The sequence below is a fragment of the bacterium genome, from assembly GCA_021372615.1.
GTDB lineage: Bacteria > Armatimonadota > Zipacnadia > Zipacnadales > UBA11051 > JAJFUB01.
The window spans coordinates 53959-71353 of sequence record JAJFUB010000143.1 but is presented as its reverse complement, the minus strand read 5'-3'; the positions used below and the strand labels follow the sequence as shown (position 1 = coordinate 71353).

Sequence of the window (17395 nt, the reverse complement as noted above, 5' to 3'; positions counted from 1 at the left end):
CTGTAGGGCGGGGGCTTGTACCCCGCCCCGCATGGCACTGACCGAACGGATGGGCGGGGTACAAGCCCCCGCCCTACAGTCAGCCCCTTACCGCGTCGGGATTCCCGGCTCGGCGAACCAGGACTGCAGGAACTTCGCCAGCGAGCCGGGGTAGGTCACGCGCTTGACGTTCGCCCACGTCAGTTGGTCCCCCACGCAGAAGTACAGCAGCGTCTTCCCCTGCCACTCTACGACATCCGGGTCGGAGGCGTTGACGCCCTCGTCGAGGCCCTCGGGGCTGAGGATGGGGTTCGCTGCGCTCCAGTCCCAGTGCCGCAGGTCCTTCGTCCGGGCGATGTACGTCCCGAAGAAATGCCGCGGCGACCGGCGCTCCAGGTACATGACGTAGTAGTAGCCTTTGGCGTAGCGTATGCACGGGCAGGCGGCATAGCGGTCCACGCCGAAGGTCGCCTCCGGCAGCTTCTCCCACTTCTGCAGGTCGGCCGACTTCGCCAGCTTGATCGTGAACGGCGGGTAGGCCGGATCATTGGACTCGTAGGTCATCACAAACCCGTCGGGGCCCTTGCAGACCGAGGTGTTGAACAGCCCCTCGTTCTCGCCCTGGATGACCAGCTTCCTGCGCCAGCGCTTCAGGTCCGATGAGCTGAACATCGTGACATCGCGCCACTCACCGTGGTCCCAGCGCGAGGCGAAGGCGTGGATCGTGTCCCCCTCCACCAGCAGCGACCCGAGGCCGTAGCCTCGGGCGAACCGGACGAACTCCTCGCCGGTGTCCACGGTCTTGAGCGAGAGGTAGTAGTCGCGTTCGGTGCCGCCGCTGGCCGGGCGGACGCATTCCAGCAGGCACAGCCGCCCCTGCCAGACAAAGGGCGTGACCTCGCACATGTCCCGGACCACCACCTCGCGGCTGACATACGGCGCAGGGCGCTGCGGGGCCGGCAGGTTCAGCATCTGAAACACGTCCACCGGCCAGCCGGCCAACCGGTGCATCCCGGCCGGCACTTCCTGCTGGAACTGCACGTAGGCCCGCACGTCGCCCTGGGTGCTGTAGCCGATGTCGTGGCGGGTCTCTTTGTCTACCAGCACCCCGAACACCTGGTAGCCCATGAGCGTGCTGTCCTCCAGGTCCACGTGCAGCAGCTTGCCCTCCTGGACGCTCTGGATGAGGCCGGGGGTCGGGGTGCCATGGGGCTGCGAGAAGTTCAGCGCGATCAGGGCGCAGCGGTTCACGCGGACCCGGGTGAAGGTGTGGAAGCCGTAGTTGCTGGCCTTCAGGGCGCAGACGGGGCTGACCATCGTGCAGTCCTCGAGCAGCACGTCCGGCCGGGTGGGCATCGCCTGGTTCTCGACCCGCAGGTAGGCCGCCGCGGTATCGCCCCACCAGTCCAGCGCCCACAACTTGCACCGTCGGAAGGTGATCGGCTCTTCGGGCCGGGACAGCACGCTGGCCACCCCGCCACCGAAGGCTCGGCCGATGGACACGCAATCCTCCACGAGCACACTGAACGGCTCGACGCGGTTCGTGCCGTCGAAGAAGATCCCCGCATCGCCGCCGGTCACATACAGGTGACGGAAGGCCCAGCGATCCCAGCCGATGGACGAGAACGTCTCCGCGGTGTGCGCGGGCGACCAGCCGTGGTCATACGCCCGGATCGGCCCCCACCAGTCGTAGCTCTTGAAGCCCTGCTGGTCGGGGTCGCCGCTGTCAATGACGACCTGCCCGCTGCGGCCCGCCCCATGGCGGCCGTCCACATCGCCGATCAGCTCGTTGTAGGCGCCCGCCGCGCCCGGATGGGCCGGGAAGAGGTTCGCCTCGAAGTACGTATCCGGCCGGACGAGCACGCGGTGCCCGCCCTGGTCGTCCGGAATGGCCGCCAGGGCGGCCTGGATGGTCGTGAAGGCCGTGGCCCACGAAGCGCCGTCGGTGTTGTTGCCCAGCTTGGAGACGTGGAGGGTTGCCATGCGCGAGGGTTCGGCGCCCCATGTCGAGCACCTGCCGGAAGGAGGCCGCCGAAGCGACGGTGAAGGGACATGGAGCGCGGCTCTCCAGAGCCGCAGCCGTTGCGCGAGCCACTGCGGCTCTGGAGAGCCGCGCTCCAGTGGAGGACACGACGATGCTCACCGTGGGAACATACACACGCCGGGGTAGCGAGGGCATCTACCGCCTGGACTTCGACAGCGACACCGGGACACTCACCCACCTGGGGCTGCTCGTGCCGCTGCGCAACTGCTCCTTCCAGGTCCTGCATCCGGGCGGGGAGTGGCTGTATTCGGTGTGCCTGGAGAACGAGTCCGGAGCGGTGGCCGGGGTGGTGCTGGCCGATGGGCGCCTGCTCGGCACGCAGAGCACCATCGGGCCGGGGCCGTGCCATGTGGCGGTGGACCCGACCGGACGCTGCCTGGTCAGCGCCAACTATCGCGGCGGCAGCGTCGTGGTCCATCCCCTCGCGGCCGATGGCTCCGTGCTGCCGGCCAGCGACTTCATCCAGCACGAGGGCACGGGTCCCGTCACTGACCGCCAGGAGGGCCCCCACGCCCATTCAGTCAACTTCGACCCCTCCGGCCGCTTCGCCATCGCGGCTGACCTGGGCGCCGACCGCCTGATGGTCTACGCCCTCGGTATCCCCGGGCGGGGTGTCGGCGTAGCCGGCGGGGACCCCGCCGCGAGGCTCACCCTCCACCAGGCCGTCCCCGTCGCCCCCGGCTCCGGCCCCCGCCACTTCACCTTCCATCCCTCGGGCCAGTGGGCGTATCTCATCACCGAACTGGCGAACACAGTGGTGGTGTACCGCTGGCAGGCGGGGACGCTGACGGAGCTGCAGACCGTCCCGACGCTGCCCGCCGACTTCATCGGCACGAGCTACTGCGCCGACATCCACTTCCACCCCTCGGGGCGCTTCCTGTACGGCACCAACCGCGGGCATGACAGCCTGGCGATCTTCGCCGTGGACCCGGCCACAGGGCTGCTGACCGCGCTCGGTCACGTGCCGACGGGCGGCGAGCACCCGCGCAACTTCGTCGTCACCGCCGACGGGCAGTGGTTGCTGTGCGCGAACCAGGACACTGACAACATTGTCGTCTTCCGGATCGAGGACGAGGGCGCCCGGCTGGAGCGGGTGTCGGAGTTCACCGGCATCGCCGCCCCGGTGTGCCTGCTGTTCGTGTGACGGCGCGTACCCTCCCCTAGTCGCCCTCGGCCAGGGCCACCACCTGGTGCACCTGCACCTCCGGCACGTGCACCGTAACCACTCCGTCGGCGTAGCCCCACTCGGGTGTGACGCCGCCGGGCTCCAGTGTGACGGCCGCCGGACGGGCTGCCATGCGCACGTGCACCTGCACGTCCCGCACCGGCAGCACCTCCTCCACCACGCGGAAGTTCGTGTCCACCGCGTGGTCGCCATGCTGGTTGAGCAGATGCAGCAGCAGCCGCCCGGGCTGGCGCCTCAGCACGACCTCTAGCCACGCCGGGGCCTCGACGCGCACGGGGGGCTCGGGCATCATCAGGTCCAGCAGGTTCGCGACCAGGTGCTTGCAGTTCCACTGGTTCTTGACCTGGTAGGCGTGGCACAGGTCGCCCGCGATGTACGCCGCCCAGCCCTGCCCCACGCGCCGCAGCGTGATCGCCGGGTGCCCGCTGTCCTCACCCACCGGCGACCAGCGCAGCAGGTACTCCCCGTCACTGCGCAGGTACACCCGCCGCAGCTTCGCCAGCGTCTCCACGCCGTCAGCCACCGGCTGCACCAGTGCAAAGGGCGCCTCGGCCAGGTGCGGCATGTCCAGCGTGCCGGGCTTCAGGCGGTCGTCGGTAACCTCGATGTAGGCATGTGACGGCTCATACCGGCCGACCAGCTCCAGGCCCAGCAGTTCGCCCAGCGCGAAGCCGCCCGTCTCGGTCCCGTGTTCATCGGTCGTGCCCGTCAGGCCCATGACCAGCAGCGCGCCGCCGGCGCGCACCCAGTCCCCCAGGGCCGCCACCAACGTCGGCGGCAGGTGGCGCTGGTCGGGCACGACGACCGCGCGGAACTCCGACAGGCGCTCCGCCAGCGTGTGCTCCTGCACGAGGTGGTGGGGGATCATGCGCTGGGTCAGCATCCGGTGCGCGCCACGGGCCGAGGTCTCGCGCACGACGAACGCGGCCTGCCCCTCGGTCATGTGCCCGGTGGTCGAGTGCAGCACCGCCACATGGGGCACGGGCACTGCGCCCTGCAGGAATGCCTCGCGCTCCTCGACGAAGGCCAGGGTCTTCCCCAGCTCCTCCATCACGGCCGGCTGCACGTCGAAGTCCTGCTGCATCTGGTAGCCGATCCAGGTGAGGCCGCCATGGGCGACGGCGGTCGCCACCTCCTGCTGCATGGCCACCGCCGGCTTGCAGCCCCAGTCGCCCCACCACTGCAGGAACGCCGAGTTCATGATGTCAAAGGGCCGCTCCAGCAGCGCCCAGTACGCCCCCAGGTAGCTGCCGGCGAAGACCTGGTCGGCAGGCATGATGTCGGCCATGAGCGACCCGATGCTCTCGGGGACGACCTCCGGCATGCGTGGCGTATACGCCCAGTTGACGGAGACGACAACTTCGGGGCGCAGGCCGTGGATCGTGTCGCACATGGCCTGGCGCAGGTCCTTGAGCGCCTGCAGCTTCCACGCCACGAACCGCGCCCAGTGCGGGTCGCTGGCGTCCGCCGGCAAGTCGAGCCCGTCGTTGTCGGCGGCAAAGCGTCGCCGGCAGGCCTCGCAGAAGCACGGGCTGTGGGCATAGGTGCCGTCGAAGAACATAGCGTCCACGTCGTAGTTGGACACGATCTCGGCGATGTGCGGGAGCATCCACTCGTGGGCCAGGGGGCTGAGCAGGCAGATGCTCGTGCCGCGCGGGCTGCCGTCGGCGTTGCGCTCCATCCAGTCCGGATGGTCGCGCGCGATCGGCTCGCTGTTGAAGGTGTGGTAGTAACCGATGGCCTTCAGCCCGCGCCGGTGCAGGGCCGCGATCTGCTCCTCCAGCATGTCCAGTCCGGCGGGCAGGTGCGGATGCTGATAGCGGACGCTACCCCGCTGGTAGAACGAGTAGCCGAACCCGCACTTGGTGAAGACCGAGACGCCCTGGGCGTGGGCCGCGACGAGGCGGTCGGCCCAGCGCTCGGCCTCGAAGGCCGCCGCCAGCCCCACGGCTGTGCCGGCGCTGTGGAAGTCGAAGAACAGCTTGCGCCTGCAGTCATCGTACCAGCTTCGGCTCATGGCACACCTCGCCTGTTTGGGGTAGAGCGTCGAGGTTCGCCCGACCCCGGTCGCGCCCCTTCTCGCCCGACCCCCTTCCCCAGGTACCAGTAGGGCGGGCGGCCTCGCCTCCCCAGGTGTCAGTAGGGCGGGCGGCCTCGTCTCCCCTAGTAGCAGTAGGGCGGGCGGCCTCGCCCGCCCGTTCGCGCGGGGCGCGGGCGAGGCCGCCCGCGCTACTGCGAGTCGGGGGGGCCAGATCATTCGCGAAAAACTTCTCGAAACCCCTTGACATGGGCCTAGCAGCGGAGTATAACAATCGTGACAGACTTCTCGATACAGTTTTCTCGATTTGCGACGCACCTGGCCCACCCGAGGAGGCCGACTGATGGAAACCTACGACGCCAACCCGTATGCCGAACTGCCGCGCCGCGCGCCGGAGCCGGCGCTGCGTCGCTTGCCGAGCTACCACCGCTTCCTCAAGCGCCTGCAGGGCCAGGGGCGTGCCGCAGTCTCCTGCACCCATATCGCCGACGACCTCGCGCTCGACCCCACACAGGTCCGCAAGGACCTGGCACTCACGGGCATCGTCGGGCGGCCGAAGGTCGGGTACGAGGTGCCGGCGCTCATCGCGGCCATTGAGCACTTTCTGGGCTGGGACAACACGACCGAGGCGTTCCTGGCCGGGGCCGGCAGCCTGGGCACGGCCCTCATGGGCTACGAGGGCTTCCGCGAACACGGCCTGGACATCGTCGCGGCGTTCGACGTGGACGACGCTAAGGTCGGCCAGCTCATCCATGGCAAGCGCGTGATGCCGGTGCGCAAGCTGCCCAATCTGGCCCAGCGCATGCACATCCACCTGGGGATCATCACGACCCCGTCCGACAGCGCCCAGCAGATCGCCGACCTGATGATTGAGGGGGGCATCAAGGGCCTGTGGAACTTCGCGCCGGTCTCGCTCAAGGTGCCGGCCGACATCATCGTGGAGAACGTGCAACTGTCGTCCAGCCTGGCGGTGCTGTCGCGCAAGCTCAGCGAAGCCGTGCGCCACGCCGGGTCGCCCGAGTAACCGGAAGAGGCCGGGGCCCGCACCGCGCGGGCCTGTTCAGGAGGAGTAGCCGATGTCAGCCGCAGCCGTCATGTGTGAAACCCGGAAGTTCGAGAAGATCTGCGAGATCATTGACCGCTTCGGGCGCGATCCGCAGAAGCTCATCCCCATCCTCCAGGCCGTGCAGGATGAGTACCGCTACCTGCCCGAGGAGGTGCTGACCTACGTGGCCACGAGCCTCGGCCTGCCGCCCGCCCGTGTCTACGGGGTCGCCACCTTCTACGCGCACTTCTCGCTGGAGCCCAAGGGCAAGTACGTCGTGCGCATGTGCGACGGCACCGCCTGCCATGTGAAGCGCTCGATGCCCATCCTCGACGCGATCCGCGCGCGGCTGGGCCTGACCGGCGATCAGCGCACGACCCGCGACATGCTTTTTACAGTCGAGACCGTGGCCTGCCTGGGGGCCTGCGGCCTGGCGCCCGTGCTGGTCATCAACGACGAGGTACACGGCCTGATGACCCCTGACAGCGCGGTGGCGCTGCTGGATGAGATCATCGCCCGTGAGGAGGCCGGTGAGTAACGTGTCCGCTACCACTCAGCAAGTAGACCTGTCACAAGTTGCCGCGGCGCACCAGCAGGCCCTCGGCCAGACGGCTCGCCGGGTCATCATCTGCGCCGGCACCGGCTGCGTGGCCAATGGCTCGCTCAAGGTCCGCGACGCCTTCGTCGCGCAGATCGCCGCGGCCGGGCTGGAAGTCACGGTGGGGCTGCACCACGAGGAGGCCCCGGCGCAGGGCTCGACCCTGGTGTCCGAGAGTGGCTGCCAGGGCTTCTGCCAGATGGGGCCGCTGGTCACCATCCTGCCCGAGAACACCTTCTACACCCGCGTGAAGCCCGAGGACGTGGCCGAGATCGTGCAGACCACCCTCGTCGGCGGGGACGTCGTGGAGCGCCTGCTGTACGTGGACCCGGTCCGCGGCACGGCCTGCCGCGGCACCGATGAGATCCCCTTCTACCAGCGCCAGACGCGCACGGTCCTGGCCGAGTGCGGGCACATAGACCCCGAGGACATCCGCGAGTACATCGCGCACGGCGGCTATGAGGCCGCTCGCCGGTGCTACACCGAGCTGGCCCCGGCCGCGGTCTGCGAGGAGATCCTCGTCGCGGGCCTGCGCGGCCGTGGCGGCGCCGGGTTCCCCACCGGCCGCAAATGGCAGATGGCCCTCGCCAACGAGAGTGACGTCAAGTACGTCATCTGCAACGGCGACGAGGGCGATCCCGGGGCCTTCATGGACCGCAGCCTGATGGAGGGCAACCCCCATGCTGTCATCGAGGGCATGATGATCGCGGCTCGGGCCATCGAGGCCAATGCGGGCTATGTCTACGTGCGGGCTGAGTACCCGCTGGCCGTGCGGCGTATCCGCAAGGCCATCGCCGACGCCGAGGCCCTGGGCCTCCTGGGTGACGATCTCTTCGGCTCGGGCCGGAGCCTGTGGCTGCAAGTCATGGAGGGCGCTGGGGCGTTCGTGTGCGGCGAGGAGACCGCGATGATCGCCTCGATCGAGGGCAAGCGCGGCATGCCGACCCCCAAGCCGCCCTTCCCTGCCCAGAGCGGTCTGTGCGGCAAGCCCACCATCATCAACAACGTCGAGACCCTGGCGACCGTGCCGCTGGTCATGCGGCTGGGGGCGGCGGAGTTTCGCGCCCGAGGCACCGAGAAGTCGCCCGGCACCAAGACCTTCGCCCTCACCGGCCACGTGGCGAACACGGGTCTGATCGAGGTGCCATTCGGCACGACCCTGCGCGAGATCGTTTACAACATCGGCGGCGGCGTGACGGACAACGCGGGCCGCCTGACGGGCGAGGCCTTCAAGGCCGTGCAGATCGGCGGCCCCTCCGGCGGCTGCCTGACCGAGGAGCACCTGGATCTGCCGCTGGACTTCGACAGCCTGCGCGGGGTCGGCGCCATGGTCGGCTCCGGGGGCCTGGTGGTCATGAACTCGCAGACCTGCATGGTCTCGATGGCCCACTACTTCATGACCTTCATCCAGAGCGAGAGCTGCGGCAAGTGCGTGCTGTGCCGCGAGGGCACCAAGCAGATGCTGGCCCTGCTCGACGACATCACCCAGGGCCGCGCCGACGAGCACACTCTCGACCTGCTGGAGCAGTTGTCCTCGGCGGTCGGCGTCGGCTCGCTGTGCGGGCTGGGCAAGACCGCGCCGAACCCGGTGCTCTCGACCCTGCGGTACTTCCGCAGCGAGTACGAGGCCCATGTCATCCAGAAGCGGTGCCCGGCCGGCCAGTGCAAGGCCCTGGCGATGCCGGTCATTGACCCGACCAAGTGCAAGGGCTGCACGGCGTGCGCCCGGAAGTGCCCGGTCGGGGCGATCAGCGGCGAAAAGAAGCAGCCGCACACGATTGACGAGGCCCTCTGCATCAAGTGCGGCGAGTGCGCGCGGGCCTGCAAGTTCGGCGCCGTGAGCGGGATCTAGAAGACGGCGCGGGGACCGGGCAGGCGAGCCGCCTGCTCTACGAAGAGTTTGAGAACCACGGAGCACGACCATGAAGAGCACGGATGTCGCGATCATAGACGGGCGGGAAGTACCGATCGAGGGCGAGCCCAATGTCCTCGAGCTGGCTCGCAAGGCCAACATCGAGATCCCGACCTTCTGCTACCACTCGGAGTTGAGCGTGTACGGCGCTTGCCGCCTGTGCCTGGTGGAGATCGAGGGCCGGGGCATCGTCACCTCCTGCTCCACCGCCCCCGAGCCGGGCATGAAGATCACGACCAACAACGAGAAGATCCGCGCGATCCGCAAGATCGCCGTGGAGCTGCTGCTGGCCAACCACGAGCAGGCCTGCCCCACGTGCGCCAAGAGCGCCACCTGCAAGCTGCAGGCCATCTCGCGGCGGCTGGGCCTGGATCAGGTGCGCTTCCACGCCACCCAGCCGGCCTTCCCGCTCGACACCTCCTCGCCCTCGCTGGTGCGCGACCCGAACAAGTGCGTGCTGTGCGGTGATTGCGTGCGCATGTGCGCGGAAGTGCAGGGCATCGGCGCGATTGACTTCACGCATCGCGGCGCCCACGTACAGGTCGCCCCGGCCTTCGACAAGGACCTCGCGCAGGTCGAGTGCGTCAACTGCGGCCAGTGCGCCAGCGTCTGCCCCACCGGCGCCATCACCCCCAAGTCACAGGTCGAGCCGGTGTGGCAAGTGCTCCACAACCCGCAGAAGAAGGTCGTCGCCCAGATTGCGCCGGCCGTCCGCGTCGCCCTCGGCGAGGCCTTCGGCCTGGAGCCCGGCGTCGTGACCACCGGCCAGATCGTGGCGGCGCTGAAGGCCCTCGGCTTTGACAAGGTGTTCGACACCTCCTTCGCCGCAGACCTGACGGTCGTCGAGGAGGGCAACGAGTTCCTCAGCCGGGTGGCGCAGGGCGGCAAGCTGCCGCAGTTCACCTCCTGCTGCCCCGGCTGGATCAAGTTCGCCGAGCAGTACTACCCGGAGCTGCTGCCGCACCTGTCCTCGTGCAAGTCGCCCCAGCAGATGTTCGGGGCGCTGGCCCGCGAGGTCTTGCCCGAGCAGCTCAGCGTAGCGAACGAGGACCTCGTCATCGTCTCCATCATGCCCTGCACCGCCAAGAAGTTCGAGGCGCAGCGCTCGGAGTTCATCCACGACGGCGTGCCGGAGGTGGACTTCGTGCTGACCACCCAGGAACTGGCTCACATGATTGACGAGGCCGGCCTGAAGTTCAACAAGCTGCAGCCCGAGTCGCTGGACCTGCCCCTGGGCTTCAAGACCGGCGCGGGCGTCATCTTCGGCGTGACCGGCGGCGTCACCGAGGCCGTGCTGCGGCTGGCGGCCGAGAAGCTCGGCGGCGTGAAGCTGGAGGCCGTGGACTTCCACGAAGTGCGCGGGCTGGAGGGCTTGCGCGAGGCGGAGGTCACAGTGAACGGCCAGACCATCCGCCTCGCGCTGGTGAACGGACTGGCCAACGCCCGCCGCGTGGCCGAGCAGGTCAAGGCCGGCGAGAGCCAGTATGATCTGATCGAGGTCATGGCCTGCCCCGGCGGTTGCATCGGCGGGGCCGGGCAGCCCGTCTCGTTCGAGCATGACGTGCGGCAGCGCCGCGCCGCGGGCCTGTACGAGGCCGACAAGACGCTGCAACTGCACAAGGCGCAGGAGAACCCCTACGTCCAGGAGGCCTACCAGACGACTCTGGGCGAGGTGGGCGGGCACAAGGCGCACGCGCTGCTGCACACCGGCTACCACAGCCGCCGGCGCATCCAGGATGAGGACGTGGACCTGGTCAGCGGCGCCCAGCACAAGCTGCAGATCAGCGTGTGCGTGGGGACGAGTTGCTACCTGCGCGGCTCGCAGGACCTGCTGCGCGCCCTGATCCACCGGCTGGAGGACGAGGGGCTGGCCGACCAGGTGGATGTCAAGGCCACCTTCTGCTTCGAGCGCTGCGACCGCGGGCCGACGGTGCGCGTCGGCGAGCAGATCCTGGAACGGACCAATCTAGACAAGGTTATGGCGGCCCTGACGGCGCAACTGGCCGCAGTGGCTGTCTGAGCGCTGCGTACATTCCACGGGCCCACGGACAACACCCATGACCTCCGAGCGTCCGCCTAATCAGGTCGTGTTCACGAACAAGGCGCGCTGCCGTGACTGCTACCGCTGCGTGCGCGTCTGCCCGGTGAAGGCCATCTCGATGCACAAGGGCCAGGCGATGGTCGAGCCGGAGCGCTGCCTGGCCTGCGGCACGTGCATCCGCGAGTGCCCCCAGGGCGCCAAGCAGTTCCGCAACGACATCGAGTGCGCCGTGCGCCTCATCGGCTCGGGCCGGCCGGTGGCCGTATCGCTGGCCCCCTCCTTTGCGGCGGCGTATTCGGACTGGGAGCGCAAGCGGCTGCCCTCGGCCCTGCGCAAGCTGGGCTTCAGCCATATCGCCGAGACGGCCATCGGCGCCTACCAGGTCGCGGCCATGACCGCCGAGCTGGTGCGCCACCAGCCGGACCGGGCGCACGTCTGCACCGCCTGCCCGGCCGTGGTGAGCTACGTCGAGAAGTACGACCCCGAGCTGGTCCCGAGCCTCACGCCCATCGTCTCGCCCATGATGGCCCACGCCCGCCATATCCGGGAGAAGCTGGGCCCCCAGGCGGGGGTCGTCTTCATCGGCCCCTGTGTCGCCAAGAAGGCCGAGGCCGACCGGCCGGAGTTCGCCGGGCTGGTGGATTGCGTCCTGACCTTCCGCGAGCTGGCCGAATGGATGGAGCGCGAGGGCATCTCGCTGGCTGCCTGCGAGGAAAGTGACTTCGACGACGAGCCGGAGGGCGAGGCGCGGTTCTTCCCCGTCACCGGCGGCAGCATCCGCACCTCCCATCTGAACACCGACCTGCTCGCCGCGGACGTGGTGCCGGTGACCGGCATAGACGAGATCCGCGCCGCCCTCGACAGCCTCAAGGAGCACCCGCGCCCCGTCATCATCGAGCCGCTGTTCTGCGCCCAGGGCTGCATCAACGGCCCGGCGATCACCTGCGACGCCAATGTGTACGACCGGCGGCAGGACCTCATGGGCTATGCGCACGACCACCAGGGCCGAACCCCGGAGGGCGAGGTCCCGGCCCGCCCGGCGCTGCGCACCGAGTTCACCCCGGCCGGCCTCGACGCCGATCAGCCGATCCGCGAGGAAGAGATCAAGCGCATCCTGGCACTGACGGGCAAGGTCGCCCCCGAGGATGAGCTGAACTGCGGGGCCTGCGGCTACAACTCCTGCCGCGACAAGGCCATCGCGGTCCTGCGCGGCATGGCCGAGCCCGAGATGTGCATCCCGTACATGCGGCGCCTGGCCGAGCAGCGGACCGACCGCATCATCGAGACCAGCCCCAACGGCATCGTGATCCTCGACGAGCGCCTCACCATCATCGCCATGAACCCGGCCTTCCGGCGCTTCTTCATGTGCTCGGAGGCTTGCCTGGGCAAGCCCATCTCCTACCTAATGGACCCCGACCCCTTCGAGCGGCTCGCGTCGGGCGCCGAGGAGATCGTGGAGATGACCGCGCGCCACGATCGCTACAAGCTGGTCACCCACCAGATCATGTACGCACTGCGCGAGGAGCACCAGTACGCCGGTATCTTCGTCAACGTCACCTCCACCCACGACAGCCAGAAGAAGCTGACCGAACTGCGCGCCCAGACCCTCACCCAGGCGCGCGAGTTGCTCGAACACCAGCTCAGCATGGCCCAGAAGATGGCCCAGTTCCTCGGCGAAAGCACCGCCCAGGGCGAGCAACTGGTGGAGCACCTGGTGGAGCTGACCGGCGAGGACGAGGAGAAGCGGAGTGCCGAGGGGTCCGACTGGCTGTGGGATACCTACACGCCCCGGTGAGCGCGGGCGAGGCCGCCCGCGCTACGGAGGATCGTGGGGCCCGCGCTACTGGCAGCAGTGGGGCCCGGCCCGCGCCGGCCTTCCCTCTTCTGTCTTCACTTTTCTTTTTTCACAGGGGTACCCCCCGTCGGGGCAGTGAACACCGATGGCCTACACCCACGTAGACATCCTGCAGGCCCAGTCGTCCAAGCACCCCGGCTCCCCGTGCGGGGATGTCGTGGCCTCCGACCGCTCGCCGGCGGCTACGACACTCGTGCTGTGCGACGGCCTGGGCTCGGGCATCAAGGCCAACCTCGCGGCCACGATGTGCGCCTCGCGGCTGCTGGAGGCCCTGCGCGGGGGCGCCTCCTTGCGGCGGGCCTTTGCCAGCCTCGTGCGCGAGATGATCCACGTGCGCGGCACCGACCTGCCGTACGCCTGCTTCACCGTCGTCCGCGTGCTCAACGACGGGCAGGCCACGGTGCTGACCTACGAGATGCCCCAGCCGCTCTTCGTCACCGCCAACCACGCCACCCTGTTGCCCCAGCGCACCCACACCGTCGAGAACGCGCTCATCGGCGAGGCCCAACTGCAGCTCGCGCCCGGCGACGGCCTCATCGTCGTCAGCGACGGCGTGACGCAGGCGGGCCTGGGCCTGAGCCAGCGGCTGGGCTGGCGCGTGGAGGGCGTGCAGCACCACCTGACCGAGCTGCTGTCCGAGCGCACGCCGCTGCGGGAGCTGCCCCGCGCCATCCACGAGCGGGCCCGCGCCCTGTGGGAGGGCGTCGGCGGGGACGACGTGACGGTGGCCATGGCGCTGGCGCGCCGGGGCAAGACCCTCAACATCTTTACCGGCCCGCCCGCCAACCGCATGCAGGACCGCGAGATCGTCCACCGCTTCCTGCTCATGGAGGGCTGGAAGGTCGTGGCCGGCTCCACCACCGCCGAGATCGTGGCCGACTACCTGGGCCACCCGCTGTCCGTGCAGCAGGACGTTCCCAGCCACCTGGCCCCGCCCCGCTACTACCTCGACGAGGTGGACCTGGTCACCGAGGGCGCCATCACCCTCAACCAGGTCTACAACGTGCTGGACGAAGACCCCGCCATGCTGGAGGAGGAGACGGGCGTGGCCGAGCTGCAGCAGTTGCTGCGCGACGCCGACCGCATCCACTTCCTGTTCGGCCAGGCCCGCAACCCGGCGCATGGCGACATCACCTTCCGCCAGCGCGGCCTACTCACCCGCAGCCACATCGTCCCCCTACTGGCCGAGAAGCTCCGGCAGATGGGCAAGCTGGTCACCATCGAGTACGCCTGACCCCCGGCAGCTTTCTTCTCACACACCTACCCCCCCTGCCGGGGCAGCGGCTGCTGGCCGGTCCAGGATGTCCCGGCCCACACGGCTCTCCCGGCCTGGCCCGCAACCGCCGCTCTCAGGGCTGCCTGGGGGGGGTGTATATATACATGGCCCACGCGGCCGGTCCCACGCGGCTCCCGCAGCACCTCGGGCTACCCCGTTCCCACACCCCCCTGCCTGGGGATAGCCTTCAGCGTCGGCCGCTGATCGCTCGCCTGCATCGCCGCGCAACGGGGGGTGGGTGTGTGAGAAAAGAGTCACTCCCCCGTTCTCCCCTCGCGGGCCAGCACTGCCTGCATGTCCCCAGCCCCTCCTATGCAGGAATAAAATATAATATAGATATATATCTGTACTTTTCTTTTACTTGCCTACCCCCCTGCACTGCAGGAGCTGCGGTCGGGGGCCGGTCCAGGATGTCCCGGCCCACGCGGGCCCTGGGCTGCACGGCTGCAGGCCCCCCCTGTGGTGTGTGAAAAGAAAGAAGTCGGCGGCACGTCCCCGGCCCCGCTGCCTGTTCGGTTCGGCCTGCCAGTCTACAGGACTCTTGCCGGAGCGCGCCCCGCATCCGGTGGAACCTCCCGTCCGGCGCATTGTTATCCTGACCGTGTCAGATCACGAGTGAGCCCGCACCACCCCGGGGAGGGTCGCGCCATGGGCCGGTTCTGGTACACGACGTTTCAGGCGCCTCGCGTTCGGGAGATCGCCGAGGCGAGCGACTTGCCGGCGCTCCTGCTGGAGCTTCGGGCCGAGCGCGTGACGGTGGTGGATTGCGGCTCCGCCGAGCCGACGCGGGAGCTGAAGCCCACGGTCAGGCTGCGGGCGCTGCTCCCCTCGCTCTACGAGCAACTCGCCAACCTCCTTGAGGAGGGCGTCCCGCTGCCGCGGGCGCTGCTGCTGCTGGCGGGCGACATGTCCGCCGCGGCGCGCCGGCCGCTGCTGGCGCTGGCGCACGATGTCGAGCAGGGCCTGAGCCTCCACGAGGCCATGGCGCGGCAGCCGCGGTTGTTCCGCCCGATGATCGTGGCGGCGGTGCGCGCCGGTGAGGAGGGCGGCGATCCGGCCGCGGCGCTGCGGGCGCTGGGCGCGCAGCAGCATGACCTGGAGCACCTCGTCGCCAAGGTGGCCCTGCCCCTCGCCTACCCCCTCACGATCCTGACGTGGTTCTCACTCATCGTCCTGTTCCTCGTCGCGTTCATCGTGCCGAAGTACCTGCAGCTCTACAGAGAGCTGGGCATGACGGACGACAAGTTCCCGCTCCCCACGCTGCTCCTGCTGAAGCTCACCCATGTGGCGCCGTGGATCTTCTGCCTGGTCGTGGTGCCGCTGCTGGCGCTGGCCATCGTCTACTGCGCCCGCCGCAGCGCCCTGCGCGGGAACTTCGATGTGCAGCTCTTCCGCATGCGGCTGCCGATCTTCGGCAACCTGGATGTGCTCACGGGGATCGCGCGCCTGTCGTCGTCCCTGGCGCTGCTGCTGCGGCAGGGGGTGCCGACGCCGCAGGCCCTGCTCCTGGCGGCCGAGGCCAGCGACAACAATGTCATGTCCCTGGCGGCCAAGCAGGCGGCGCACCGCGTGAGCCTGGGCGCGCCGCTCGGCGAGGCCTTGCGGGTGTGGCAGCGCTGGCCGGAGTCGTGGCTGTTCCAGGTGGCCTCGGCCGAGGCCGGCGGCGACCTGCCGATGATGCTGGACCGCCTGGCCCGCCACTACATTGACTACGCGGCCGGCTCGGCGCGCCTGTGGTTGCTCGTGGCAGGGCCGACGATCATCGTTGGCCTGGGCGTCATCGTCGGGTGGATCGGCACCTCGCTCTACCTGCCGCTGGTGGCGATCGTGGGTGAACTCAGTTCGTAGTTCGTCGGACAAGCTGGAGGGAGACCGAGATGGCAGTCATCCAGCCCGTCAGCGATGTACTGAAGGGACGCGGAGCCAGCCTGCACTTCTCGCCCGAGGGCCTGGCCCTCCACGGCGGCGGCTGGCGGCGGCGCCCCCCGCCACAGGCCGCTCGCTACGAGGACATCGCCTCGGTCGGCCTGTCGCATGGCGGCCGCTCCCTGGTGCTGACCTTCGGGGACGGGCGCAGCCCGTGGGTGGTGGCGCTGCGCCCGATGCAGGCGCGGTGGGCCGAAGAGGTGATCGGTGAAGTCCTCTGGCGGCGCGAGCAGACCGCCGCGCCCGCCTTCCAGGGCGTCCTCTCGCCCGAGGACCTCGCCGCCGCCCTCAAGCCCCTCGCGAAGCCCTCTGGCCGCGAGCCGGCGCTGCTGGCCGAGGTGCTGCTGGCCCAGGCGATCCTGCACGAAGTGACCGACCTGCATCTGCTCCCCACCCCCGAGGGCTACGAGGCGCGCGTGCGCAAGGACGGGCAACTGCTCACCCTCGCCACGCTGCCGCGGGAGGCGGGCCAGCGGGCGCTGGCGCGGCTGAAGATCCTGGCGCAGATGCCCGCCTACCCGGGCCGCATCTCGCAAACCGGCAGCCTCATCTATGACGTGGGCGGGCGCAGCGTGCAGGTTCGCCTCACCAGCCTGCCGACCGTCGAGGGCGAGAAGCTGACCGCTCGCCTCTTCGACCCCGCGACCCGCGTCGTGGACCTGCTCGCCCTGGGCATGTCGCCGGGCGTGCTGGCGGCCGTCACGGCCCTCTGCGCCGAGCCCCGGGGCTGTCTGCTCGTGACCGGCCCGGCAGGTTCGGGCAAGTCCACCACCATGTACGCCTGCCTGGAGCACATCGCCGCGCAGACCCCGCCCCGCAGTCTCTGCACCGTCGAGGAGCCGGTCGAGTTCCGGCTCGAGGGCGTGGCTCAGACCGAGGTCAACCGCGGCGCGGGCCTGGACTTCGCCGAGGGCCTGCGCACCGTGCTGCGGCAGGACCCGCAGGTCATCATGGTGGGCGAGATCCGCGACCGCGAGACGGCCGAGATCGCCGTGCAGGCGGGCCTGACCGGACACCTGGTCTTCAGCACCATCCACGCGCCGCATTCCGGTGGCGTCTTCGCCCGGCTCACCGACATGGGCCTGGAGCCGTACCTGGTGGTGTCGTCGGTGACGGCGGTGCTGGCGCAGCGCCTCGTGCGGCGCCTGTGCCCCTCGTGCGCGCGGCCCGCGTCGCCGGCGGCGGCGGACCTGGCCGACCTGGGCCCGCTGGCCGTGGCGCTGTCGGGGGTGACGCTGCGCGAGCCGGGCGGGTGCGAGGCGTGCGAGGGCACCGGCTACCGGGGACGCACCGGCCTGTTCGAGCTGCTGCCGGTGAACGAGGCCCTGCGCCGGGCGATCCTCGACAAGCGGCCGGCGCACGAGCTGGAGGCGCTGGCGGCGGAGGGGGCGGTCGAGACGCTCTGGCGCGCGGGGCTGGACAAGGTGCGGCAGGGCGAGACGACCCTCGCCGAGGTGCGCGCGGTGCTGGGCAGCCCTACGCGGTAGATCGGGAG

General features: G+C 69.5%; 10 protein-coding genes and 2 pseudogenes. 9 read left to right on the top strand and 3 right to left on the bottom strand.

The features are described from left to right. Positions 1–87 precede the first annotated feature (87 nt). Complete coding sequence (locus LLH23_20955) at positions 88–1962, bottom strand: hypothetical protein (protein ID MCE5240938.1); 1875 nt, start codon at positions 1960–1962, stop codon at positions 88–90. 152 nt (positions 1963–2114) lie between these two features. Here LLH23_20955 and LLH23_20950 point away from each other — a divergent pair, with 152 nt between their 5' ends. Beyond that, positions 2115–3167, top strand: a complete 1053-nt coding sequence (locus LLH23_20950) for a lactonase family protein (GenBank protein MCE5240937.1) — start codon at positions 2115–2117, stop codon at positions 3165–3167. Positions 3168–3183: 16 nt separating this feature from the next. Here LLH23_20950 and LLH23_20945 read toward each other — a convergent pair whose 3' ends face one another. Then, a complete protein-coding gene (locus LLH23_20945) occupies positions 3184–5226 on the bottom strand; it encodes a beta-galactosidase trimerization domain-containing protein (GenBank protein ID MCE5240936.1) in 2043 nt (680 codons plus the stop codon). A gap of 364 nt (positions 5227–5590) precedes the next feature. Between LLH23_20945 and LLH23_20940 the strand changes: the two genes are divergently transcribed. From LLH23_20940 to tadA, 8 genes and pseudogenes are all read left to right on the top strand, one after another. After that, complete coding sequence (locus LLH23_20940; GenBank protein MCE5240935.1) at positions 5591–6271, top strand: redox-sensing transcriptional repressor Rex; 681 nt, start codon at positions 5591–5593, stop codon at positions 6269–6271. Positions 6272–6323: 52 nt separating this feature from the next. Further along, positions 6324–6830, top strand: a complete 507-nt coding sequence (locus LLH23_20935) for an NAD(P)H-dependent oxidoreductase subunit E (GenBank protein MCE5240934.1) — start codon at positions 6324–6326, stop codon at positions 6828–6830. Between the two features lie 28 nt (positions 6831–6858). Next, positions 6859–8742 (top strand): 4Fe-4S binding protein, encoded by a 1884-nt coding sequence (locus tag LLH23_20930; GenBank protein ID MCE5240933.1) that lies wholly within the window; start codon positions 6859–6861, stop codon positions 8740–8742. 70 nt (positions 8743–8812) lie between these two features. Next, the gene (locus LLH23_20925) at positions 8813–10822 is read left to right on the top strand and encodes a [FeFe] hydrogenase, group A (protein MCE5240932.1); all 2010 of its coding nucleotides are present in this window, start codon (positions 8813–8815) and stop codon (positions 10820–10822) included. A 37-nt stretch (positions 10823–10859) separates the two neighbouring features. Next, positions 10860–12638 (top strand): 4Fe-4S binding protein, encoded by a 1779-nt coding sequence (locus LLH23_20920; GenBank protein ID MCE5240931.1) that lies wholly within the window; start codon positions 10860–10862, stop codon positions 12636–12638. A 145-nt stretch (positions 12639–12783) separates the two neighbouring features. Next, positions 12784–13932, top strand: coding sequence for a serine/threonine-protein phosphatase (locus LLH23_20915; GenBank protein MCE5240930.1), 1149 nt, complete (start codon positions 12784–12786; stop codon positions 13930–13932). Between the two features lie 690 nt (positions 13933–14622). Beyond that, complete coding sequence (locus LLH23_20910) at positions 14623–15822, top strand: type II secretion system F family protein (GenBank protein ID MCE5240929.1); 1200 nt, start codon at positions 14623–14625, stop codon at positions 15820–15822. A 254-nt stretch (positions 15823–16076) separates the two neighbouring features. Next, positions 16077–17045 (top strand): annotated as a pseudogene (gene tadA, locus LLH23_20905) (Flp pilus assembly complex ATPase component TadA). A 22-nt stretch (positions 17046–17067) separates the two neighbouring features. Here tadA and LLH23_20900 read toward each other — a convergent pair. Next, positions 17068–17292 (bottom strand): annotated as a pseudogene (locus LLH23_20900) (hypothetical protein). Positions 17293–17395 lie beyond the last annotated feature (103 nt).